Source organism: Rhizobium sp. SSA_523, from assembly GCF_030435705.1.
GTDB lineage: Bacteria > Pseudomonadota > Alphaproteobacteria > Rhizobiales > Rhizobiaceae > Neorhizobium.
In genome coordinates this window covers 96,757-120,097 of the sequence record NZ_CP129381.1, presented here as the reverse complement: position 1 = coordinate 120,097, position 23,341 = coordinate 96,757, and the positions used below count along the sequence as shown (strand labels likewise).

Genomic DNA, 23,341 nt, shown 5'->3' with positions numbered 1-23,341 from the left:
CTCATGACACTGCGAAACATCAATCCCGGCATCTGGTTCATCCTGCCGACCATGCTGCTGTTGGCCGCGCTGATCGTCTATCCGATGGTCTCCACAGCGCAGCTCAGCGTCACGGATGCCAATGGTGCCTTTGCCGGCATGCGCAACTTCAACATTGCCATCAGCGCGCCCTCGACAAGGCTGATCCTCTTCAACACGGCCTATTATGTGATCGGCTCGGTGGTCTTCCAGCTGCTTCTCGGCATTCTGGCCGGGATCCTGCTGAACCAGACTTTTGCCGGCCGCTCGCTGGTGCGTTCGCTGATGCTGATCCCGTGGGTGGTGCCGGGCATTGTCGCCGCCATGACCTGGGCCTGGATGTTCCACACCGATTACGGGATCATCAATTACATGCTGATGCAGGTCGGGATCATCGCAGAACCGATCGGCTGGCTGACCAATCCCAATACCGTCATGCCGGCGCTGATTGCAGTCAATGCCTGGAAGATGTTTCCCTTCGTCGCGGTCATGGTGCTGGCGGGCCTGCAATCCGTGCCCGAGGAGCTTTATGAAGCGGTGCGGGTCGACGGCGCCAGCTTCTGGCACGAGATCTGGCACATCATGCTGCCGCAGCTGCGCCCGGTGCTCGTCTCCATCACCTTGCTGCTCACGATCTGGGCGCTGGACGGCATCACGATCATCTATTCCATCACCGGCGGCGGGCCGGCCAACCGGTCGATGATCTTTCCCATCCAGATCTATGTGCAGGCCTTCGAGTATTTCGAGTTCAACCGCGCTGCCGCGCTGTCGGTCGTCTACTTCCTGTTCATCTGCGTCATCATCATACTCTACATGCGCGTCTTCGCGGCGCAGGAAAAGGACTGACCCATGCGCGACAGACGCCGTACAGCTCTCATCGCCCTGCCCGTCCTGATCCTGGTCGTGATCGCCGTCTTCCCCTTTCTCTGGATGGCCGTCTCGGCGTTCAAACCGCTGTCGCAGCTCTACACCATACCGCCGCAGTGGTTGCCATCGCCGCCGACACTCGACAACTTCCGCAATGTCCTGTTCGAATCGAACATCCCCCGTTATTTCGTCAACAGCCTGATCATCTCGGTGGGCTCCACCTTCCTGGCGCTGGTTTTTGCGATCTTCGCAGCCTACGGCTTTGCCCGGTTCGACTTTCGCGGCCGTTCCGCAGCTTTGGCCTTCGTCCTGATCGGACAGCTTCTGCCGACAGCCACCGTGATCGTACCGCTCTATATCGTTCTCAACTATCTGGGCCTGATCAACACCTATCTCGGCCTGATCCTTGTCTACCTCATTCTCACGCTGCCGCTCAGCGTCTGGATGCTGACGGGCTATTTCCGCAGCATCCCGAAGGAATTGGAGGACGCGGCGATCATCGATGGTGCAAGCCAGCTCGGCGTGCTTTTCCGCATCTCGCTGCCGCTCGTCACGCCCGGCATCATTGCCGTCACACTCTACTCCTTCGTCGCCACCTGGAACGAATTCGTCTTCGCGCTGTCCTTCGCCACCGAGAAGGAGATGAAGACGCTGCCGATCGGCCTTGCGGAGTTCTCGACCGAATTCGACACCGACTGGGGTGCGGTCATGGCGGCATCCTTCGTCATGACCGTGCCCATCGCGCTCATCTTTCTGGTGATGCAGCGCATGTTCGTCGGCGGTCTCATGTCCGGCGCAACGAAGGGCTGACGGACGCTCATCATACTGGGAGGAATGGCCTTTGGCTCAAGTTGAATTGAACAAGCTGGTAAAGCGATACGGGTCCTATCGGGCGCTGCATGAACTGGACATGACGGTGGAGGACGGAGAATTCGTCGTTCTCGTCGGCCCGTCCGGCTGCGGCAAATCCACCTTGCTGCGGATGATCGCCGGTCTTGAGGAAATTTCCGGCGGCACGATCAGCATTGGCGGCCGGGTGGTCAATACGGTCCGGCCGAAGGAACGCGACATCGCCATGGTGTTCCAATCCTATGCCCTCTATCCGCATATGACCGTCCGCAAGAATATGAGTTTCGCCCTGAAGCTTGCCGGAAAGCCGCAGGCCGAAATCGATACCGCGGTGGAACATGCCGCCGCCATTCTCGGGCTCGAGCCGCTGCTGGATCGCAAGCCGAAACAGCTATCCGGCGGCCAGCGCCAGCGTGTGGCCATGGGACGGGCGATCGTCCGCAATCCGCAAGTATTCCTGTTTGACGAACCTCTGTCCAATCTTGACGCCAAGCTGCGCGTGCAGATGCGCGCGGAGATCAAGGAACTGCACCAGCGGCTCGGCGCGACCACGGTCTATGTGACCCACGACCAGATCGAGGCGATGACCATGGCCGACAAGATCGTCGTCATGCGCGATGGCCATATCGAACAGGTGGGCCACCCGCTCGATCTTTATGACCGGCCGGCCAACCGCTTCGTTGCCGGCTTCATCGGCTCGCCGGCCATGAACTTCGTCGCGGGCCAGTTGGAGCGGCCGGCAGGCCAGGCCTTCATCGCGTCGGACGGAACGCGGATTCCGCTTCCTCTCCGTCCTGACCTCCCCAAGGATGTCGACGTCGTCCTGGCGATCCGGCCGGAAGAACTGGCCATCGTGCCCCAGGACAGCGCCATGGCCTTTCCCGCGACGGTCTCGGTTGTCGAAGCAACCGGTCCGGAAACCGTTGTCATCGCTTCGGCTTGCGGCACACGCCTCTCCGTTGTCGTCAAGGAAAGGTCTCGGCTGAGGCCCGGAGAGACGATCTGGCTTCGCCCGCAACAAGACAAGGTCCAGTTCTTCGAAGCGACCGAGAACGGCCGAAGGCTTTCCGTCTGACCTTGGCCCGAGGCTTGCCTTTGCCAGACTTCGCCGTCGCCAGATCGAAAAGACCGGGCGTCGATGCAAAGCCAAGGCAGGTCCAGACGCCGCAGATCACTGCTTTGACGACCCAACGAGACTATTCGCAATGCATTGGAATGATGAGACCGTCCGCCGCCTCTTGCGCCAGATGTTCGATGCCGCAATCCAGAGTTCGGCACCCTCCGCGGCAGTGCTGCGCAATCTGCCGGAAAAGCCGATCGGCAGATGCGTGGTGATCGGAGCGGGAAAAGCCTCTGCTGCCATGGCCGCGGCGCTGGACACCGCATGGCCCGATGTCGATGTCTCCGGCGTTGTAGTCACCCGCTACGGACATGGCGTGGCGGCCGGCCGCATCGAGATCATTGAGGCGGCTCACCCGGTGCCGGATGACAGGAGCCTTGAGGCAGGACGTCGCATTCTGCAGGCGGTTCAGGGCTTGACGGAAGATGATCTGGTCATTGCGATGATCTCCGGGGGCGGCTCTTCTCTCATGGTGCTTCCTGCCGGCGCGATGACCCTCGCCGAGAAGCAGGACATCAATGAACAACTTTTAAAGAGCGGCGCGACCATCCGCGACATGAATGCAGTCCGCAAGCATTTGTCGCGGCTCAAAGGCGGTCAGCTTGCATTGGCCGCACGGCCCGCCCGGCTCGTCTCACTCGTCATCTCGGACGTACCGGGCGACGACCCTTCCGATATCGCATCCGGTCCGACGGTTGCCGATCACTCGACGATCGAAATGGTTCGGCAGATCATCGCGCGGCGGCATATCCGCTTGCCGAAGTCCGCCGAAGCCGTGCTTGACGAGGGCAAGGAAACGCCGAAACCGGACGACATCTTAACCGAGGTACGGATCGTCGCGGCGCCGTCCCTGGCACTGGCTGCGGCGGCCCGCATCGCCCGCGCCGCCGGGGTGAACACGCTGATCCTCGGAGATGCACTGGAGGGCGAAGCGCGCGAGATGGGTATCGTCATGAGCGGCATTGCCCGCTCCGCACGAAAGCATGGCCTTCCCGTCAATGGTCCAGCCGTTCTCCTGTCAGGCGGCGAAACCACCGTCACGCTTGGTCGCCGCGCCGGTCGCGGCGGGCGCAATACGGAATTTCTCCTCAGCCTTGCCTTAGCTCTGAAGGGCCATGACGGAATCTGGGGCTTTTCGGGCGATACAGACGGGATTGACGGCACCGAGGATGCCGCCGGCGCCTTCATCACACCTGACACATTGCAGCGATCCTTAGATCTCGGCCTCGATCCACAGGCCTATCTGGCAGCGCATGACAGCTACAGTCTCTTCGATCGGCTGGACGACCTCGTCCGGACAGGCCCGACCCTGACCAATGTGAACGACTTCCGGGCCATTTTCGTATCCTGATCACTCGCCCGCTTTTCTTAATCGCAGTGGCTCGACCGACCGGAAGGTCCTAGCGCAAACCGCTTGACGACCACCCGGTCACATGATTGATTGTTGACAATCGATGATGGACAGGAGCGGATTGTGAGCGTTCAGGCGAAAGGCGGCTTCCTGCGGATCCCGAAAGCGACCTTCCGCGCCCATATCGCAGAAGGCTTGAGGAGCGCCATTCTCCAGGGGGAGATCCTGCCGGGCACGCAGGTCACGGAGCAGAGCCTTGCCGAGCAGTTCGGCGTCAGCCGCGGTCCGCTGCGGGAGGCCATGCGCCAGCTCATTGACGAAGGCCTGCTCGTGACAATCCCCTATACGGGGACCCATGTCGTGGATCTCTCCGTCGAAGACGTCCGCGAGATCTATTCCATGCGGGTAAATCTCGAAATTTTCGCCTTCGAACAGGTCTGGGAAAGGCGGGATGGCGCCTTCAGGGAAGGCCTCCTCTCCTGTCAGGCGAACCTGACGCGCTGTATTGATCTTGGCGATGACATCGCCTCCATCGATGCCGAACTGCGCCTGCATGGCTTTGTCTACGAAGTATCCGGCCACAAGATCCTGCAGAAGATGTGGGAGAGCATTCGGGGTCGCCTGCAACTTTACTGGGCCTCGCACCACCGGGCGCATGGCATTCGCGGCCCCCGGCGGGACGGGCACGACAGCTATGTCGACAATGCGCTGGGAGAGAGCCTGGACGCCATGCGCAGCGAGATTCGCTCGCATATGGCGCGCGGCGGACAGCAGACGGAAGACTTTCTTCTGTCGCTACAGGACGGCGCGGCCAAGGTCTCAGACATAGCGAGCGCGACGAATGCCGCCAGCGCACGGAACCAGAACCCGCAGACAATCAAACAACAAGAGCCGCAAAGGCCGAGATCAGGTTAAGCTCAGAGGAAGAACACGTGAAAACGACACGCAGAACAATCATGGCCGCAACCACTTTGGCACTCCTGAGCCTTGCGGCGCCAAGTTTCTCCCAGGACGCCTCGACGCTTGACCGTATCAAGCAAGACAAGCAGCTCCGCATTGGCGTGACATCGGCAGAGCCCTGGTTCTTCAAAGATCCGATGACGGAAAAATGGACCGGTGTCGGCGTTGCCATGGGCGAGAAACTGGCCGCCAACCTCGGCGCGACGCTTGTGCCGGTCGAGACGACCTGGGCCAATGCGGTTGCCGCCCTTCAGGCAGACCAGATCGATCTGATGTTCGTACTCGACCCGACGGAAGAGCGCCGCAAAGCCATCGACTTTCCGGAAGCGCCGCTCTTCTACTATGCGATGGGCGCCCTGGTCGCTGCAGACTCGCCAGTCAAAACCTGGGAAGAGCTGGACAAGCAAGGCACACGCATCGGCGTCACGCTTGGCACCTCGCTGGACAAGAACATCACGGCAATGGCCAAGAATGCCGAGATCAACCGTTTTTCCAACAATGATGAAGCAATAGCCGCCTTTGCCGCAAAGCGGGTGGATGTCGTGGTGCAGTTCCATCCGGCTCTCGTCGTGCAATATTCCCGACTGAAGCTCGGCAAGGTCATCCTGCCGACACCGGTCAATCCCGTGCCGACAAGTGCGGGCCTGCGCAAGCAGAGCGATCCGGCCTTCCGCACCTGGGTCAGCGAGCAATTTGCCGAGCTCTACAAAGCCGGCGTGCCGGATCAGATTTTCAATGGCTACCTGAAATCGAAGAGCATCGATCCGACCGGCATTCCAGGTCTCGTGAAGGAAGCCTGGCAATAACATCAAGCGAGCGGGCGGCGGGAGGCTTCTGTCGACCGATCGCCACTGCACGGATCACCGGGAGCATCCGCCCGGTGATCTCGGCGCTCCTCACCTCAAAGGGTCACTCGCTTCATGAGCTATGACTGGGACTTTTCCGGGGTATGGTCTCGCTGGGACCTCTTGCTGACCGGGCTCATCAACACGGTCAAGATTGCCGGCATATCCATCGTATTTGGCGTGATTGTCGGTCTGCTGCTGGCATTTCTGAAGCTGTCGCCACGCAAGCTTCTGTCCGCACCCGCCACGGCCTTCATCGAGTTCTACCGCAATACGCCGCCCATCATCCATTTCTTCTGGTTCTATTATGCGCTGCCGGTCGTGGCCAATATTAGCCTCGATCCCTTTGTCGCGGCGGTCCTGGCATTGTCCACCCAGTCCGGCGCCTTCTATGCGGAAGTGTTTCGCGGCGGTATCGTCTCCATCGAAAAGGGACAGTGGGAAGGCGCGCGAGCGCTCGGCATGCGGCATGCGCAGCTGATGCGGCGGGTCATTCTTCCCCAGGCGATGGCCCGCATGTTCGCGCCTTTCGTCGAGCGTTCCTTCGAACTCACCAAGACGACCGCGCTCGCCTCGACGCTGGCCTATGCCGACCTCCTCTACCAGGCCATGCTGGTCAACAGCGCCACATTCCGGCCGCTCGAAGTCTACACGACCATTGCTCTCATGTACGTCGTCCTTCTCGTCACAGCCAGCACTCTTGCCCGGTTCGCCGAAGCGCGCCTGACGGCCTATCGCTGAGGAGGACCGCCATGACCTATGAGATCGATTTCGACCTTCTGCTCCGCAGCCTGCCGGTCCTGCTGCGGGGATTGCTGGTGACGGTGCAGCTCTGGATTCCCAGCATCCTCATCGGGCTTTTCGCGGGCCTCATCCTCGCGCTGGCCCGTATCTCAAAATCGCCAGCCTTGAGAGTGCCGAGCCTTCTCTACATCGAACTTTTCAGAGACACGCCCGTCCTGATCCAGTTGATCTGGTTCTTTTACGCATTCCCGATCATCATCGGCGTCCAGCTTTCGCCGTTCACTGCCGCTCTGCTCGGCCTGACCCTCAACACCTCCGCCTATTCCGCGGAAATTTTCCGCGGCGGCATCCAGTCCATCGCCCAGGGTCAATGGGAAGGAGCACGCGCGCTCGGCATGCGCCGATCGATGATCCTGCGGCGCATCATCCTGCCGCAGGTCCTGAAGCGAATGCTGCCGGCCTTCACGAACCGCGCCATCGAGGTCGCGAAGATGTCGTCTCTCGCTTCGGTGCTGTCGGTGCATGAGCTGATGTACCAGGCAAGATTGCTGAGTTCCACCTATTACCGCCCGCTCGAAATCCTCACGACGGTCGCCTTCATCTACTTCGTCCTCATCTATCCCGGCACCTGGCTCTCCGCCCGCCTCGAGCGGCGCATGGCAGAGAAGGCTTAGGGTCAAAACTCAATCAGGTTTCGGGCGTGGCGCGAGTGGATTTTGTGTTGCGAATAGGAGAAGAGGCTGCCGTGGAGCAAAACTCCACAAAGACTGTTCGACGCCTTCGCAGGCAAAATCCGCCGCGTCCCGTAGGGATATGGCGAAAATCGCCCATTTCCACGTCGCGAAGTCTTGATGGATATTGGATCCACCGGCGGCTTCGCTCCTCGAACTGAACGATTTTCTCTCATACCACGCTCCAAATCCTGATTGAGTTTTGACCCTAAGGAGATTAACGCAATGCATGAACCCATTCTTCGGGTCACCGATCTACACAAGCACTTCGGCGACCTGCATGTGCTCAAGGGGATCGATTTCTCGGTCGCAGCCGGAGAGCGCATCGCCATCATCGGCGGCAGCGGCTCCGGCAAGAGCACCTTCCTGCGCTGCCTGAACTTCATGGAAATGCCGAGCGCCGGCACGGTAGCGCTCGATGGCAAGGAGATCGGCAAGCCGGCCGGTCGCACCGGCGCCCGCCGCTATCCGGAAGCCGAATTATGCGCGGTGCGCGAACGTGTCGGAATGGTGTTCCAGCAGTTCAACCTCTTTCCGCACATGACGGTTCTGGAGAATGTCATGGAAGGATTGCTGACGGTGAAAGGCATGAAGCGCGCGCTTGCTCGCGAAAGAGCCGAGCGCGAGCTGGAAAAGGTGGGTCTTGAAAGAAAGCTCGACGCCTATCCCGGCAGACTTTCCGGCGGCCAGCAACAGCGCGTCGCCATTGCGCGCGCGCTCGCGATGGAGCCGGAGATCCTGCTGTTCGACGAGCCGACCTCCTCGCTCGATCCGGAACTGGTCGGCGAGGTATTGCGGGTCATTCGCAAGCTGGCTGACGAGGGCCGGACGATGCTTCTCGTGACGCATGAGCTCGGCTTTGCCTACCACTTCGCCACGAAAGTAATCTTTCTGGCGGACGGCGTGTTTCACGAGGTCGGTACGCCCGACGAGGTTCTGAAGAACCCGCAGCAGGAACGTACGCGCGCCTTTCTCGAACGCTTTACCGAATTCGGCTTCTGAATTCGGCCAACTCACATTCCAAGGACAATCAAGATGAACACAGTTGCCGCCAGCAATACGAGCTCCCAGGGCTATGTCGCCGACCACCGCAATGACGAGGTCCTCATCTACCTGAACGGTGAATTCTTCAAGCGCGACGAGGCGAAAGTCTCCGTCTTCGACGCCGGCTTTGTCCTCGGCGATGGCGTCTGGGAAGGGGTTCGGCTGGTAAAGGGCAAGATCATTGCGCTGGAGGAGCATCTGGACCGGCTCTACGAAGGCGCAAACTCGATCCAGCTCGATATCGGCATGAGCCGCACGGACCTCACCGAGGCCTTGTGGCAGACGTTCCGCAAGAACGACATGACGGACGGCGCTCATGCCCGCCTGATGGTGACGCGCGGCAAGAAGAAGACGCCGAACCAGGATCCGCGCTTTGCCCTTGGACAGGCGACGATCGTCATCGTGGCGGAGTTCAAGGTGCCGAAGCCCGAATCCAAATCCAGGGGACTGACGCTGATGACATCGACCGTGCGCTGCAGCACGCCGGATGTCTTCGATCTTCGCCTCAACTCCCACAGCCGGCTCAATTTCATCCATGCATTGATCCAGGCGATCAATTGCGGTGCCGACGAGGCCCTGATGCTGGATCCTCACGGCTTTGTCGCCAGCTGCAACTCGACCAATTTTTTCATCATTCGGAACGAGGAAGTGTGGACTTCGACAGGCCGGTTTAATTTCAACGGCATTACCCGCAAGAAGGTCATCAAGCTATACGCAGATGCGGGCTATGTGGTGCGCGAGAAGGACTTCACACTGGCGGAGGTCTATGCGGCGTCTGAAGCATTCGTCACCGGAACGCTGGGAGGTATCACGCCTGTGACGAAGATCGACGGCCGCATGGTCGGCAACGGGCAGCCGGGTCCGGTTACGCAGCGCATTGCCGATCTTTACGCAGCCTACCTCGACAGCTGATCAGCGGCCGCCCCGCTTCGCGGGCACGATCATCAAGACTGCCGGAAAGTGCCGGAAAGTGCCGCCGGAGGGTCCGGCGACCTGCCGCGGCGGTGACGTGCGAGCCGCGGTTCGGTCGCAGAATCGGTCCGTCCCTATCCCTTGTTTCCCCATGTGCCCCGACCCTGAGCTTCCAGAAGCGGCGATGCGTTACCAAGCAATGCAAGTTCGGCGACGGCCGCCAGCAGATCCACGCCACACGCGAGCATGCGTTTCTCGGTGAAGCGGATCGCGGGTCCGGCGATCACAACGGCAGCAGTCACGCCTTCGCCACGCCGCTGGACCGGGGCGGCCATCGAATTCATTCCCGGTGCGTAGACTTCCTTGATGAGGCTGAAGCCGCGGCGACGATGCTCCTGCAGCATTGCAAGCAGCGTCGGGATCGTCGTCGGGGCATTGGGACCGAAATCCTTCGGTTGACCGAATCCCTGGCGACTGACGGCCATTGTGGCCTCCTCATCTGTCAGGGTAGTCAGCAATGCGTGGCCGGCGGCGCTGCAGGAGAGTTTTAGATCTATGCCGAGATCCGGATCGTAGACCACGCCGGAATTCGGACCCTGGGCTTTCGTGATCAGGGTGAGTCTGTCGCCATCGACAATACCCAGCCGCACCATCTCTCCTGACTTCTCGGCGAGCCGCTGCAGCGTGGGTTGAGCGATATCGACAAGTCCCGACTTGCTGAGCCAGTTGACCCCCATGGCCGGCAGTTTCGTCGTCAGCCGATAGGCGCCTTTTGCCGTCTGGCGCACATATCCATACGAGATGAGTTCGTTCAGCGTCCGGTGGCATCCGCTGCGCGACTGGTTGAGGTCGGTCCCGATCTCTCCAAGCTCCGCTCCTTCCGGGCGCCTGGCCAGATATTCCAAAATTCCAAGGGTCTTATCGATCGCGCCGCTCATTTCCATCATCCTCCCTGGCTCGTCTGGCCATATACCATTACGCCAGTATTGCAAAAATTGAAAGTCATTCAAAAATTGAACAGCGTCATATTTTTGTGGACTAGGCTCGAGTTTTCAGTATCCTGCACTGGTCGAAGAGGGCGGGAGGCTCTCTCACGGGAGGAATATCATGACGACGATGACCCGCCGCGCCTGCGGCTTGATGATGAGTGTGGCTCTCTCGCTGTTGGCGTTTTCCGCCAATGGTCAGGAGGTGCGCGAGTTGAAGTTTGCGATGAGCCTTGCCGCGGACCATCCGCTCGGCGTCGCGGGCAAGAAATTCGCAGACGACGTCGCGGAGAAAAGCGGCGGCAAGCTCAAAGTCTCGTTCTATCCGGGCGCGGTGCTCGGAAGCGACCAGCAGAACCTCTCCGCGGTACGCGGCGGCACCCTTGATTTCACCATCATGGCGACTGGTCTGCTTGCCGGGATCAACAAGGAATTCATGGTCTTCGACCTTCCCTTCATGTTCAACAACTCGGCAGAGGCCTATGCCCTGAGCGACGGCCCGGTCGGAACGGAGCTGATGAGCAAGCTGGAGGCTTCGAACATCCACGGCTTGGGCGTCTGGGATCTCGGCTTTCGCAATATGACGAACAGCAAGCGGCCCATCACGTCGGTCAAGGACTTTTCAGGGCTGAAGCTGCGCGTGATCGCGGCACCGGTTTACATCGATCTGTTCAAGCAACTGGGCGCAAACCCCGTGCCGATGACATTCGGCGAGGTCTATGGCGCACTAGAGTCGGGTGCCATCGATGGCCAGGATAATCCCTTGGCGGTCATCACATCCGCCAAGTTCGCCGAAGTGCAGAAATACCTCTCGATTACCCGACATATCTATACCGGCATGCCATTCCTCATGAGCGGCAAAGCGTGGAAATCGCTTTCGCCCGATGAGCAGAAGATCATTTCGGACGCGGCCGCCGACGCAAAGGAACTTGGCCGCAAGCTGGTGCAGGAGCAGGAAGCAACCGCCATCCAGAATCTCGGCAAGGCCATGGAGGTCAATGAACTGACCCCGGCCCAGGTCGAGGAACTGCGGGCCGCGTCCAAGCCCGTAGTCGACAAGTTCGCGTCGGAAGCCGGCGCATCCGTGATGGGCAAGGCTCAGGCCGAACTTGAGAAAATGCGAAAGGGCGGTTGAGAGCATGCCGATCCTGGGTAATGCCGCTGTCGTCATGTGGTGGACCGTGGCCGACGAATATCGAACCGAATTCCACGAATGGCATTCAAAGGAGCATCTCCCGGAGCGTCTCGGCATTCCAGGCTTCCACCGTGGTTCACGGTGGCAGCGGGAGGGCAATGGCGATTTCTTCGTCATGTACGAACTGGAAAGCTACGATACGCTCACATCCGATGCCTATCTGGCTCGGCTGAACAATCCCACTTCCTGGTCAACGAAGATGATGCCGCGGCATAGCGGCATGATCCGAAGTCAAAGCAGGATCGTTGCCAGCAGCGGCTGCGGCATCGCCACCTATATGGCAACGATCAGGCTCTCCCCGATGCCCGGTCAGGACAATGCGCTGGAGACCTTCTTGAAGACCTCGCTGATCGCCTCGCTTGAACAGGTGGGCATCGTCGGCGCACATCTCGTGAGAACCGATACGCCGCAATCCTCGGAAACGGCGGAACAGCGGATCCGCGGCGGTGACGCCGTTGCAGATTGGGTCGTGCTGCTCTCGGGCCATAGTCGTGCTGCGCTGGAAGATGTCCGGGCGACGTCGCTCAGTCCCGCCGTCCTGATCTCGAACGGGGCGCAGTCGGAGCAGAGATCCGACATCTTCAGGCTCGTCCATGCCGTGACACCGCAGGACGTCTAGGCCAGCTTAATGTCATTCGGGTTGGGGTTTGGAGCATGGAAGCGCTCATCTATCACTACTGCCGCGCATTGAAGGTCATCGCCGTCATCCTCCTGGCGATAATGGTGGCGCTCGTCTTTGGAAATGTCGTCCTCCGCTATGCCTTCAATTCAGGGATCACGGTTGCCGAGGAGCTCTCCCGTTGGCTGTTCGTCTGGTTGACCTTCTTTGCCAGCATTGCAGCACTTCGCGAGCGCCAGCATCTGGGGACTGACTTCCTGATCTCCCGCCTTGGGCGGAGGGGCAAATTGATCTGCCTTCTGATCGCGCAGGCATTGATGCTGTGGATTTGCTGGCTCCTGTTTTCCGGATCGTTGACGCAGACCATGCTGAACTGGGACGTCACGGCGCCATCGAGCGATCTTTCGGTGGCGTGGTTCTACGGATCAGGCGTGGTGTTCGGCGTCTCCGCCGCGGCAGTGCTGCTCGAGCAAATGATCCGTCTGCTGCGGGGTGACCTTCCCGGCTCGCCGATGGTGGCGGAGGAAAAGCTGTGACGATAACGATCTTCCTCGCCTCCCTGCTCGCCGCCATGGCGGTGGGCGTTCCCATCGCATTCGCCCTCCTCGTCTCGGGCGCGATCCTCATGTGGCATCTGGGCATGTTCGACGCACAGATAATCGCCGAGAACGTCATCCATGGAGCAGACAGCTACCCACTGCTTGCGGTCCCGTTCTTCCTCTTGGCTGGAGAAATCATGAATACGGGCGGCCTGTCCCGCCGTCTGATCAACTTCGCCATGACGCTGGTCGGCCATATTCATGGCGGGCTTGGCTATGTCACCATCCTTGCCGCCCTCATGCTGGCGGCGGTCTCAGGCTCGGCCGTTGCCGATGCGGCCATGCTTGCCGCGCTCCTGCTGCCGATGATGAACGCCGCCGGTCACAATCCGGCACGCTCCGCCGGCCTGGTTGCGGCCTCGTCGATTGTCGCGCCCGTTATTCCGCCGAGCATCGGCTTCATCATTTTCGGCGTGACGGCCAATGTTTCCATTTCCCGCCTCTTCATGGCCGGCATTGCGCCGGGCATCATGCTGGGAGTGGCGCTGTGCCTAACATGGTGGTTGGTGTCCCGCCGGGAGGACGTTCAGCCTCTGCCGCGCAGGTCGCAGATGGAAGTCCTGACCGCGATGCGAGAGGCGCTGTTTGCGCTCGGTCTGCCCGTCATCATCATTGCGGGCCTGAAAATGGGCGTCTTCACGCCGACGGAAGCCGGTGTTGTTGCGGCGGTTTATGCGCTTTTCGTTTCCATGGTCCTCTATCGCGAGCTATCGCCGGCGCAGCTTTACAAAGCCTGTTCGGATGCGGCGAGGACGAGCGCAGTCGTGATGTTCCTGGTTGCGGCCGCCGCCGTCAGCGCCTGGCTCATTACCGTTGCGAACATTCCCCAGCAGGTCATCAGCCTGCTCGAGCCACTGATCGACAATCCTGTCATGCTGATGATCGCGATCATGGTCCTGGTAATGCTGGTCGGCACGGCACTCGATCTTTCGCCCACTATCCTGATCCTGGTGCCGGTGCTCATGCCGCTTGTCAAAACGGCGGGCATCGATCCCGTCTATTTCGGCGTTCTCTTCATGATCAACTGCGCGATCGGATTGATCACGCCGCCGGTCGGCGTTGTCTTGAATACCGTAGCCGGTGTCGGGAAGTTGCGGATGGATCAGGTCGTGGCCGGGGTCATGCCCTTCATGATCGCGCAATTCGTGTTGATGTTCCTGCTCGTTCTGTTCCCGTCGCTCGTCACCGTGCCCGCACGGTGGTTCTACTGACGATGGCGAAACATCATGATCGTCTGCCGTTGCGGGCTTTCACGGTGCTCTCAACGCCGCGATCAGTGCGCGCAGTGCCGGCGGCGATTGCCGTCGGCTGGGGTGATAGAGGTGGAAACCCGGAAAGGCCGGGCACCAGTCGGCGAGAACCTGGACAAGCGCGCCGGACGCGATTTCATCGGCCACGTCGTGTTCCATGATATAGCCGAGCCCCGCGCCGGCACGAACGGCGGCGGCAGGCAGGTCGCCGTCATTGGCGACAAGCGGTCCGTCGGTGTAGATCCTGATGTCCTTGCCACCTTTCTCGAACTCCCAGGGCAAGAGCCCGCCCGAGGTCGTCAGCCGATAGCCGATGCAGGCATGGCGGCTGAGGTCATAAGGGGTTTCGGGCGGCGGATACCGCCTGAAATAATCGGGCGTTCCAACCACGACGGTGCGCAGGTCCGGCCCGAGCCTCACGGCAATCATATCCTTTGCCACCGCCTCCCCCAGCCGGATGCCCGCATCGAAGCCCGAGGCAATAATGTCCGTCAGCCCGTCGTCAATATTGACCTCCACGCGAATATCCGGATGGGCGAGGAGGAAGGCGGGAAGCTTTGGCAAGAGAACCATGCGGGCGGCATAGGCAAAGGTGGTGATGCGCACAGTGCCCGAGGGATTGTCCCGCCAGTCCCGCAGCGCTTCCAGCCCTTCTTCGATCCCTGACAGCGCCGGCCGAAGCGATTGCAACAGGCGCTCGCCCGCCTCGGTTGGGGCGACGCTGCGCGTGGTGCGAGCAAGCAGACGCACGCCAAGCCTATCCTCCAGGCCGCGCATCGCATGGCTGAGCGCAGAGGGTGACATTCCGAGCATAGCCGCCGCGCGCGTGAAGCTGCGCTCACGGGCCACCGCCTCGAAGGCCAGGAGATCATTGAGTTCACCGCGTTCCATTACTGCAACTTGCTCACAGGTTCATGCCACCGGCAAGGGCTAATCCTCATGCCTTGATGCGCGTACATCCCGTGACAAGACAGAAGGAGACCGCAGATGAACCTCACGAGCTACCGCACACTTGGCAAATCCGGACTGATCGTCAGCCCCTTTTCGCTCGGCACCATGACCTTCGGCGCAGGGCGCTGGGGCGCCAGCGAGACAACCTCCCGCGCCCTTTTCGATGCCTATGTGGAGGCCGGCGGAAATTTCATCGACACGGCCGACATCTATTCCGGCGGGGAGAGCGAGTCCATGCTGGGTCGATTCCTAACCGATAGCAGGCAGCGCGACCGCCTCGTCATCGCCACGAAATCCGGCTTTCCCCGCGGCCAGGGCACGCCACTCTGGGGCGGCAATGGTGCGAAGAACATCCGTCTGGCCATCGAAAGCTCGCTGAAGCGGCTGCAGACGGATTATATCGACATGTACTGGATCCATGTCTGGGATCGCACGACGCCGGCGGAAGAGGTTCTTGAGACACTGACGCAAGGCGTCCGCTCCGGAAAGATCCTGCATTACGGCTTCTCCAACACGCCCGCCTGGTATGTCACGAAGATCGCAATGCTTGCTAAGGCGCATGGCCTGCCAAAGCCGATCGGTCTGCAATATGCCTATTCGCTGATCGAGCGCGGCGTTGAACTTGATCTCATTCCAGCGGGCCAGGAGCTCGGTCTCGGCCTCGTGCCCTGGAGCCCACTCGCGGCCGGCATGCTGACCGGCAAATACGGCCGCGACAAGCTTGCGGACGCGGCGCGTGCCGCGGCCATGCCGGACCGCGGGGCCGAGGTGAGCGCGGAAGGGAGCGGCGGCCGGTTGAACGGCGACAATCCGTTCGGCGGCATGCTGTTTACCGAGCGGAATTTCGATATCGTCGATGTGGTCAAGGCAATTGCATCGGAAATCGGCCGCTCGCCGGCTGAGGTCGCGCTGAAATGGGTTGTGGAGAGGCCCGGCGTGTCCTCGGTGCTGATCGGCGCCAGCCGGGTGGAGCAGTTGCAGCAGAACCTCGCCGCGTTCGATGTGGCGCTCACGCCTGCGCATCTGGCCCGATTGGAGGCGGCGACGGCGATGCCGCTGATCAATCCCTATTTCATCTTCCAGCTGCCGATCAGCCAGTTGTTTGGCGGGCAGGACGTGCGACGCTGGTGATCGGCGCAGCCATACGGCGGCGATGGCGCCGGAGGACCCGCGCCATCGCGGACTTTTATTATCCAGTGTCACTCACCGACGGTAGCCGGGGCGAAAGCATCCGGCTGGCCCGCCGAAACCGCCCGAGACCGTGGCCTGCAATTTCCCGTGTCGCAGGCGATGCCATGCATGGCCTGCAGCCTTTCCCCCCAGTCGCACATGCTGACCAGCAAAGGCTCCAGTGAGAAGCCGAGCTCCGTCAACTCGTACTCCACCTTGGGCGGCACTTCCGGGTAAATGATCCGGCGGATAATGCCGTCGGTCTCCAGTTCCCTCAGTTGAAGCGTGATCATTCGCGGTGTCGCTGCAGGAATGAGACGACAGATCGCGTTGAATCGCATCTTGCCGCCAAGCAACTGGAAGAGAATGACAGGTTTCCAGACACCGCCAATGACCGAAATGGTCGCCTCGACCGCGCATCCGGTCTTCGTCGCTGTACGGCGTATCCGCTTAACGGGGGTACTATCATTCATGATACTACATGCTCTCTTTGTACGTACTTACTGCAGACGCAGCTTAGTCTTATGTAGCTTGCATGGGAAGACGGACGCATCGACGCCCGGATGCGCCCTTCCGATGCCTGAACCTAGACGAGGACCCAAGCTTCGATGTCTCACGACCACAAACCGCTCATTTCGATCGTCGGCGCAACCAGCAAGCAGGGACGCAGCGTCGCGACGACCTTGCTGAACAGCAAACAGTATCGGGTCCGCGCTTTGACCAGAAACCGCAATTCAACGGAAGCCCGCGGGTTGGCGGACCTGGGTGCAGAGATTGTTGCGGTGCCGCCTGGGCTCGGTCATCAAAAGGATCTTGTGGCAGCATTCCAGGGTGCCGATGGCGCCTATCTGATGACCCCTCAGCTTGAACCGCAGGACAATGCCGAATTTGCGCTCGGCAAACAGCTCGCCGACGCTGCTGTGGAGGCCGGCGTCGGCCACATCATCTTTTCGACCTTGGAGAATGTCGACAAGATCACCGGGGGCCGGAAATTCAGCCCGCATTTCACCGACAAGGCTCTGGTCGCTGACTATATCCGCACCCTACCCGTGACGCATTCATTCGTGTCGCTGGCATTCTTCTACACGAACCTGCTCGAATATTACGTTCCCCAGGTGAAGGGGGATACGCTTCTCATGCCGATCTATCTTCCCGAAGACTTCCGCGCACCATTCGTCGACCCGACGACCGCAACGGGACCTGCCGTGCTCTCTGTCTTCTCCGATCCCGATACTTTCAAGGGAAAGACCCTGCCGATCGTCGGCGATATCATTTCGCCACGGGAAATGGTTGACACGTTTCAGACCGTCACAGGCCTCAAGGCCGAATATCGCAGCGCCTACACGCGCGACGAACTCCTGCACTATTTTCCGGCGTTCGGCGCTAATGATCTCCTCGTGCAGGAGCTGATCGGCATGGTCGAATATGCTGTCGAATACGGCTATTTTGGCGGGGAACACGATCTGGATTGGAGCCGGCGCTTGAATCCGGACACGCTTACCTGGAAGGATTTCCTGAAAACCTCGGGCTGGCGCGGCGGCAACCGACCGTTCGGGCTCTGACCAGGCCGATGGCCCCGAGGCCGGCATCAACCCGCCTCTCCCGAAGCTCCGGCCCCTGCCGCGATTCCCTTTGCCGGCGGGGCTTTCTCTTGCCCGAAGTGAAACCCAAACCAAGATTGTGGACCCAAATGAGCGTTGAAGACAACAAGCGCCTCGTGCGCGCGTTTTGCGACCAGTTCAAGACCTCGAATGCCGATGGTCTCATCGATGCGATGACAGACGATGCGACCTGGTGGGTCAATGGCAAGCCGCACCTCTTTCCCTCATCGGGCACGAAGACAAAAGAGGAGGCTGCACGGATGATCCGCGCCATGCTGTCAGCCTATTCCGATGGCCTGGATATGCAGATCGTCAGCATCATCGGCGAAGGCGACATGGTCGCGGTCGAATCCCGTTCGCATGCAACGACCAGATCCGGAAAAACCTATCAGAACGACTATGCGCTGCTCTTCACCATCCGGGACGGCAAGATCGCCAAGCTGCGCGAATATACCGACTTGCTCCACGTTCTCGAAGTGTTTGGGTAAGGCTCGGCTTTGATGCGCGCCCCGCCTGACGCAGATCCGACCTTGCCAGATCCCCGATTACGCCGTGGGTTGAGTCCGTGCGGTCAGCTTGTTTCCATCCGGATCGCGAAGATATGCAACGAAGGCGCCGTTCGGGCGCTCCGAGGGCGGGGTTTCGATGGCAGTGCCACCATGCGCAATGCCGGCAGAATGCCATGCAAGAACATGATCGCTGCTGGCGGCACCTATACCGATCGTTCCTCCATTGGCTGCCGTCGCCGGTTTGCCGTCGATCGGTTTCGTGATCATCAGCCGGCCCCCGTCATGCACGTAGATCAGGCGGCCCCTCGCATCCATTTCGCCGGGCTTGCCGCCAAGGGCGGAAAATGTGGCATCATAAAACTGTCTGGATCGCTCCAGGTCATTGCTGCCGATCATGACGTGAGTGAACATGGCTTTCCTCCAATCGGGTTCTTCGGGTGATGCACGTCCTGACGCTTACCACTCGACCTTGCGCTGACAGTCTGCTGGCTATCCGTCGAATGCCTTCCTAGACGTCGCAGCGCACGCCGAACCGCCTCCATATCAGAGATCGCCCCGACTGGCTGCGCTTTCGACACGCCTCGCCTCCGATCGGCAGGCGGTGGCGATCTCTCGCCACCGCGACCGTCTCGTCTCAGATGCTCGACCAGGCCTCAGGCGGTCCCGGCAGCTGCGGCTTTCTCAGGGTTGAAGCCGTCTGCGCTTTCGAAGACATCCATGAAACCGGGAAGGGTCGCCTCGCGCGCCCAGTCGCGCTGGAATTCGCAGTACAACTGGACGCGGCTGGTCAGCTTGGCGCCTGCCTGTTCCATCCGGCGCAGCGCAGCCTCGTGCGCCTTGACCGACGTCCCGCCGACGACGTCTACCGGGACGTAGACATCAAACCCTTCCTGAAGAGCGTCGAGCGCCGGGAAGGCCAGGCATACTTCCGTCCACAAGGCGGTGATGATGAGCTTGCGGCGCCCGAGCGCCTTGACCGCCTGCTTGAACTCGACGTCTTCCCAGGCATTGACGGTGGTTCGATCAATGGTCGGCAAATGGCCGATAATGTCCTGGAGCTGCTGGATGGGTGGCTTGTTGCGTCCGGATTCGACATTGACGGTCGAATGGATGATCGGGACGTTGTAGTTCAGAGCCGCTTTGGTCGTGCTCACAATGTTGAAGACGAGCTCGTCGCGCGGCATCGAGCGGATCGACGAGACCTGGATCGGCTGGTAGTCGATGATGAGGAGAGCGGAATTCTCCGGCGTGATGAGTTGGTCGTTCAGGCGGTTGCGGATCGGCTCGCTTGTCATTCTCGGTTATCCTCGGGGTTGAGGTGCGAAGAGATGGGCCCATCCAGGCTTCGGGTGATGTCGGTCCTGCCGGAACCACCTTACTCCTTGACCAGGTTCGCATCGTCTTGCACCCACTGCGGTTGCCTCTGTTGCAAGAGTAGCTGACATATACGGCCGCCATTGTTCTCCGGAAGCCACGCAGTCGAGCACTATCTGTTCTCGGGATGTGAACTTTCCCGTTGCTCGGCGATCCGTTCGACGTCATATGAGTCGAATGGCCGATCGATTTGAAGACTTGCGGATCCTTGTTGCTGTTGTCTCGGCTGGCGGTTTCGCCGCGGGCGCCAATCGGCTCGGTGTGGCCAAATCTGCGGTGAGCCGCAGAATCCGGGAGTTGGAGGACAGGCTTGGTGTACGGCTCTTCGACCGAACGACGCGCAGAGTCCAACTGACAGACGCCGGACGCGATTTCCATGGCAGAGCGGTCGCGATCCTGCTGAGCCTTGAAGAAGCGGAGGAAGAAGCATCCAATGCAAGCCGCGCACTGAAAGGGCAAATCCGCATCGCCGCGCCAGTCTCTTTCACGGCCCACTGCCTTGCGCCGGCGGTTGGCCGGTTTCTGGAACTGCATCCGGCCGTCTCGCTGTCGATCGACACAGACGATCGTATGGTGGACCTTATTCGTGACGGTTTCGACCTGGCGATCCGGATTGCGGATCTGCCGGATTCCTCGCTCGTGGCGCGGCGGCTTGTCACCATTCGCCATGCCTGCGTTGCCAGCCCGGCCCTGTTGCAACGCCTGGGCACGCCCCGAACGCCCATGGATCTTTCGAACTTTCCCGGCGTGGTCTATTCGAATCGTGAGGAAGCCTCTTACTGGCGGTTTGCCGATGACCTCGTCCCCAACGTGGCCAGCCGGCTCGCCTTCGGAAACGGCGATGCGGTGCGGGAGGCGGCCATTGCGGGCCTCGGCATCGCCATGCTTCCGACCTTCATTGTGCACGACGCCGTACGGCGTGGCGCGCTTTCGATCGTGCTGGCGAAGCACATGCGGCCTCCGATCGCCATGTATGCGCTGCATCCGTCAATGCGCAACCAGACCGCACGCGCGCGCGAATTCATTGACTTTCTAGTCGGAGAATTCGGAGGCGAGCCCGTCTGGGACCGGGGCCTTTTCAGCGGCGGGACTGCCGACTGACCCTTGGCGGTGCCCCTTTCCGGAGGCATCGTGAGCAAATTTGCAGGTCTCCCGACCGCAGGTCGATGCCCAAGGCGCCGCAGATCCTCGTCGCGCTCCAGTCAGACGCCTGCATGCCACGGTCTTCGCCGGCAAGCCGGACCCAGAACAGAAAAGGCGGCCCGAGAGCCGCCTTTCCTGACTTGATGGCCTGAGCTGTCTCAGAACTCATCCCACTCATCCGCGGCATGGGCGACAGCAGCATTTCCTCGCGCCATGGGCGCGCGGCCCGCAGCGGGTCTGGAAGGCGCCGCTTTCAAGGCCGGCGCAGATGATCCGGCCGGCATTCCAGCGGGTCTTGCGGCGGCAGAGCGCATGGAAGCGGCTGTCTGGCGAAGCTCGCTTGTGGCGGCCCCGAGCTGGAACTGCGCCAGCAGCTCCGTGAGGCGGCTGCTTTCCTGCGCAAGTCCGGCGCCGGCGGCACTCATTTCCTCAACCATAGCTGCATTCTGCTGCGTTGCCTGGTCCATGTGATTGACGGCGGTGTTGACCTGCGCCAGACCCGCGGACTGCTCCTGCGCGGCCGTGGCGATTGCGTCCATATGCGCATTCACCGTCTGAACGAGGCTCTCGATCGTGCTCAGCCCCTTGCCCGTATCGCTCACGAGCTTGACGCCTTCACCAACAGCGACAGCCGAGTTGGAGATCAGCGCCTTGATTTCCTTGGCGGCATTGGCCGAGCGCTGCGCCAGTTCGCGCACTTCCTGTGCAACGACGGCAAAGCCCTTGCCAGCCTCGCCGGCCCGTGCCGCTTCCACGCCTGCGTTCAGCGCGAGGAGGTTGGTCTGGAAGGCAATCTCGTCGATCACGCCGATGATCTGGCCGATCTGCTGCGAGGACTTCTCGATCCGCTCCATCGCGGCAACCGCGCTGCGGACGACCTCACCGGACTGGCCGGCATGCGACCGTGCATCGCGAACCACGTCACGGGCCTCTGCCGTGCGCTTCGACGTCGCGATGACGTTCGAGGTGATCTCTTCCAGAGCCGCTGCGGTTTCTTCCAGGGAAGCGGCCTGCTGCTCGGTACGCTTCGACAGGTTGTCGGAAGCATCCGAGATCTCTTTCGAGCCGCCATTGACGGTCGACACCGAGTTGCCGACGCCGAGCAGCGCTTCGCGCAGCTGACGAACCGACGTGTTGAAGTCGTGGCGCAAGCCTTCGAACTGCGGAGCCAGAGCCTCGGTGACCTCGCACAGCATATCCCCGGCCGCCAGACGACGCAGGCTTGCAGCAAGCGCGCCGGTTGCCCGGTTGAGGCGAGCCTCGGCATCGGCCTCGGACTGACGTTGCATCTCGGCCCGCTCTACTTCCGACCGGCGGCGATTTTCCTCGGCCTCCTGTTCGAGCTGCTGGTTGCGAATTGCCGATTCGCGGAAGATCTCGACCGAGCGCGCCATCTCGCCGATCTCGTCCTTGCGACCGGCAAAGGGGATGGCGCTTTCGGCATCGCCGGCGGCGAGTGCGGTCATGCGCTGCCCGATGGTGCGGATGGCGCCGGACAGGATGCGGTTGATGCTGATGACCAGGCCGACGGCGACGATCAGGAAGGCACCAAGGGCAGCCAGGAACAGAAGCAGCGAGGAATAGGCCGCATCGAGCTTTGCGGTTGCCAGCTGCTTCACGCTGTTTGCGTTTTCCAGCAGCAAGGCGGCCACGAAATCGCGACGATCCGCCATGGCCTTCACCCAGTTGCCGAGATCGGCCGGCGCAGGCGTGTAGGCGACATTCTTGGTCATGTCGTCAATGGTCTTCTGCACGAGAACGCCGGTCGGCGACTGCATGAAGGTGTCGAACCTCGACAGGATGCCGGGATCGACGAATTCGCGCACCGTACGGCCGTAGATCCTGACCTGTGTCAGACCGGATGCGAAGCGGAAGAACTCGTCGCCATTGAGGCTGCCATTCTTCGTATACTGCTGGCCGATGCGGTTGAAGATCAGATAGCCTTCGTTGAACTGCAGGAAGGCATGATACCCCTGGAGCGCGTGCATGAGTTCGCGATCCTCCATCAGGTTGCCGGCACGCGAGGTGATCCCGATGGCCGCAGCCGACAGAGGCTGCATATATTTCAGCGGCAGCATGGAGTCGATCGGACCGGCATCGACCATTTTGCGGAATTCGCCGAGGCCGGCATAGCGATCGTCGACAACCTTCTTGACGTCTGCCAGGACCTTGTCGTTCACACCAGCGGCAAGCAAGGCTTCATAGGATTTTGAGATGGCCTTGTAGGCATCATCCGTCTTGCTTCGCAATTGCGCGCGCGCCTCAGGCGTCGCGGCGCTCTCTACCGGCAAAGCCATCATCAGCGCACCGCCGGCATTGCCCAGGCGCTCAAGCAGCGCCGCACGCGAAAGCTTTTCATAGTCACGATAGCTGTCAATCGTTGCCGTGACACCAAGCACGCCAACGGCAATGAGCGGCACCGCCGCCAGCGTGAACAGCAGCACTCCGAACGAAAGAGAGCGCATCAACTTTGACATAATCCCACCTTGCCCTTTTCCCCGAC

Annotated in this window: 24 protein-coding genes; 18 read left to right on the top strand and 6 right to left on the bottom strand. The window is 60.9% G+C overall.

Annotation, left to right across the window (positions count from 1 at the left end):
- The first annotated feature begins 3 nt into the window (after nucleotides 1-3).
- The 10 genes from QTJ18_RS01970 to QTJ18_RS01925 all read left to right on the top strand — a co-directional run bounded on the left by QTJ18_RS01970 (nucleotide 4) and on the right by QTJ18_RS01925 (nucleotide 9,441).
- Nucleotides 4-864: a carbohydrate ABC transporter permease gene (locus QTJ18_RS01970; protein WP_252752297.1), complete on the top strand. Its 861-nt coding sequence runs from the start codon at nucleotides 4-6 to the stop codon at nucleotides 862-864.
- A 3-nt stretch (nucleotides 865-867) separates the two neighbouring features.
- Nucleotides 868-1,695 carry a carbohydrate ABC transporter permease gene (locus QTJ18_RS01965; RefSeq protein WP_252752298.1) on the top strand — a complete coding sequence of 276 codons (828 nt, stop codon included), beginning with the start codon at nucleotides 868-870 and terminating at the stop codon, nucleotides 1,693-1,695.
- A 31-nt stretch (nucleotides 1,696-1,726) separates the two neighbouring features.
- Entirely contained in the window at nucleotides 1,727-2,809 is a 1,083-nt protein-coding gene (locus QTJ18_RS01960) for an ABC transporter ATP-binding protein (protein ID WP_252752299.1), read from the top strand.
- A gap of 130 nt (nucleotides 2,810-2,939) precedes the next feature.
- Nucleotides 2,940-4,205: a glycerate kinase type-2 family protein gene (locus tag QTJ18_RS01955; RefSeq protein WP_252752300.1), complete on the top strand. Its 1,266-nt coding sequence runs from the start codon at nucleotides 2,940-2,942 to the stop codon at nucleotides 4,203-4,205.
- 123 nt (nucleotides 4,206-4,328) lie between these two features.
- Nucleotides 4,329-5,120, top strand: a complete 792-nt coding sequence (locus tag QTJ18_RS01950; protein WP_252752301.1) for a GntR family transcriptional regulator — start codon at nucleotides 4,329-4,331, stop codon at nucleotides 5,118-5,120.
- A 17-nt stretch (nucleotides 5,121-5,137) separates the two neighbouring features.
- Entirely contained in the window at nucleotides 5,138-5,971 is an 834-nt protein-coding gene (locus tag QTJ18_RS01945; RefSeq protein WP_252752302.1) for a transporter substrate-binding domain-containing protein, read from the top strand.
- 114 nt (nucleotides 5,972-6,085) lie between these two features.
- A complete protein-coding gene (locus tag QTJ18_RS01940; protein WP_252752303.1) occupies nucleotides 6,086-6,751 on the top strand; it encodes an amino acid ABC transporter permease in 666 nt (221 codons plus the stop codon).
- Between the two features lie 11 nt (nucleotides 6,752-6,762).
- Nucleotides 6,763-7,428, top strand: a complete 666-nt coding sequence (locus QTJ18_RS01935) for an amino acid ABC transporter permease (protein ID WP_252752304.1) — start codon at nucleotides 6,763-6,765, stop codon at nucleotides 7,426-7,428.
- Nucleotides 7,429-7,710: 282 nt separating this feature from the next.
- A complete protein-coding gene (locus QTJ18_RS01930; RefSeq protein ID WP_252752305.1) occupies nucleotides 7,711-8,487 on the top strand; it encodes an amino acid ABC transporter ATP-binding protein in 777 nt (258 codons plus the stop codon).
- 33 nt (nucleotides 8,488-8,520) lie between these two features.
- The gene (locus QTJ18_RS01925; RefSeq protein WP_252752306.1) at nucleotides 8,521-9,441 is read left to right on the top strand and encodes an aminotransferase class IV; all 921 of its coding nucleotides are present in this window, start codon (nucleotides 8,521-8,523) and stop codon (nucleotides 9,439-9,441) included.
- A 134-nt stretch (nucleotides 9,442-9,575) separates the two neighbouring features.
- Here the strand turns inward: QTJ18_RS01925 and QTJ18_RS01920 are convergent, their stop codons facing one another.
- A complete protein-coding gene (locus QTJ18_RS01920; protein ID WP_252752307.1) occupies nucleotides 9,576-10,451 on the bottom strand; it encodes an IclR family transcriptional regulator in 876 nt (291 codons plus the stop codon).
- Between the two features lie 97 nt (nucleotides 10,452-10,548).
- Between QTJ18_RS01920 and QTJ18_RS01915 the strand changes: the two genes are divergently transcribed.
- From QTJ18_RS01915 to QTJ18_RS01900, 4 genes are read left to right on the top strand one after another with little or no spacing between them, the layout of a single operon-like run.
- Nucleotides 10,549-11,562, top strand: coding sequence for a TRAP transporter substrate-binding protein (locus QTJ18_RS01915; protein WP_252752308.1), 1,014 nt, complete (start codon nucleotides 10,549-10,551; stop codon nucleotides 11,560-11,562).
- Nucleotides 11,563-11,566: 4 nt separating this feature from the next.
- On the top strand, nucleotides 11,567-12,241 hold the full coding sequence (locus tag QTJ18_RS01910) for a hypothetical protein (RefSeq protein ID WP_252752309.1): 675 nt from the start codon (nucleotides 11,567-11,569) through the stop codon (nucleotides 12,239-12,241).
- Between the two features lie 35 nt (nucleotides 12,242-12,276).
- Nucleotides 12,277-12,777, top strand: a complete 501-nt coding sequence (locus tag QTJ18_RS01905; RefSeq protein ID WP_252752310.1) for a TRAP transporter small permease — start codon at nucleotides 12,277-12,279, stop codon at nucleotides 12,775-12,777.
- A complete protein-coding gene (locus QTJ18_RS01900) occupies nucleotides 12,774-14,051 on the top strand; it encodes a TRAP transporter large permease (RefSeq protein WP_252752311.1) in 1,278 nt (425 codons plus the stop codon). Before QTJ18_RS01905 ends, QTJ18_RS01900 begins: the two co-directional genes overlap by 4 nt.
- A gap of 39 nt (nucleotides 14,052-14,090) precedes the next feature.
- On the opposite strand, the gene QTJ18_RS01895 is transcribed toward QTJ18_RS01900, so the two are convergent.
- Nucleotides 14,091-14,981 (bottom strand): LysR family transcriptional regulator, encoded by an 891-nt coding sequence (locus QTJ18_RS01895; RefSeq protein WP_252752312.1) that lies wholly within the window; start codon nucleotides 14,979-14,981, stop codon nucleotides 14,091-14,093.
- Nucleotides 14,982-15,077: 96 nt separating this feature from the next.
- On the opposite strand from QTJ18_RS01895, the gene QTJ18_RS01890 reads away from it, so the two are divergent.
- Nucleotides 15,078-16,172, top strand: a complete 1,095-nt coding sequence (locus QTJ18_RS01890; RefSeq protein WP_252752313.1) for an aldo/keto reductase — start codon at nucleotides 15,078-15,080, stop codon at nucleotides 16,170-16,172.
- Between the two features lie 68 nt (nucleotides 16,173-16,240).
- Here the strand turns inward: QTJ18_RS01890 and QTJ18_RS01885 are convergent, their stop codons facing one another.
- A complete protein-coding gene (locus QTJ18_RS01885) occupies nucleotides 16,241-16,684 on the bottom strand; it encodes a winged helix-turn-helix transcriptional regulator (protein WP_252752314.1) in 444 nt (147 codons plus the stop codon).
- Nucleotides 16,685-16,819: 135 nt separating this feature from the next.
- On the opposite strand from QTJ18_RS01885, the gene QTJ18_RS01880 reads away from it, so the two are divergent.
- Nucleotides 16,820-17,773, top strand: coding sequence for an NmrA/HSCARG family protein (locus tag QTJ18_RS01880; protein WP_252752315.1), 954 nt, complete (start codon nucleotides 16,820-16,822; stop codon nucleotides 17,771-17,773).
- A 128-nt stretch (nucleotides 17,774-17,901) separates the two neighbouring features.
- Nucleotides 17,902-18,300 carry a nuclear transport factor 2 family protein gene (locus QTJ18_RS01875; protein WP_252752316.1) on the top strand — a complete coding sequence of 133 codons (399 nt, stop codon included), beginning with the start codon at nucleotides 17,902-17,904 and terminating at the stop codon, nucleotides 18,298-18,300.
- Nucleotides 18,301-18,357: 57 nt separating this feature from the next.
- Here the strand turns inward: QTJ18_RS01875 and QTJ18_RS01870 are convergent, their stop codons facing one another.
- Together QTJ18_RS01870 and QTJ18_RS01865 are read right to left on the bottom strand one after the other, a co-directional pair.
- Complete coding sequence (locus tag QTJ18_RS01870; protein ID WP_252752317.1) at nucleotides 18,358-18,732, bottom strand: VOC family protein; 375 nt, start codon at nucleotides 18,730-18,732, stop codon at nucleotides 18,358-18,360.
- Nucleotides 18,733-18,974: 242 nt separating this feature from the next.
- Nucleotides 18,975-19,616: a hydrolase gene (locus tag QTJ18_RS01865; RefSeq protein ID WP_252752318.1), complete on the bottom strand. Its 642-nt coding sequence runs from the start codon at nucleotides 19,614-19,616 to the stop codon at nucleotides 18,975-18,977.
- Between the two features lie 208 nt (nucleotides 19,617-19,824).
- Here QTJ18_RS01865 and QTJ18_RS01860 point away from each other — a divergent pair, with 208 nt between their 5' ends.
- Nucleotides 19,825-20,796, top strand: a complete 972-nt coding sequence (locus tag QTJ18_RS01860) for a LysR family transcriptional regulator (protein WP_301557756.1) — start codon at nucleotides 19,825-19,827, stop codon at nucleotides 20,794-20,796.
- 200 nt (nucleotides 20,797-20,996) lie between these two features.
- Here QTJ18_RS01860 and QTJ18_RS01855 read toward each other — a convergent pair whose 3' ends face one another.
- A complete protein-coding gene (locus QTJ18_RS01855; RefSeq protein WP_252752320.1) occupies nucleotides 20,997-23,315 on the bottom strand; it encodes a methyl-accepting chemotaxis protein in 2,319 nt (772 codons plus the stop codon).
- Nucleotides 23,316-23,341: the final 26 nt, after the last annotated feature.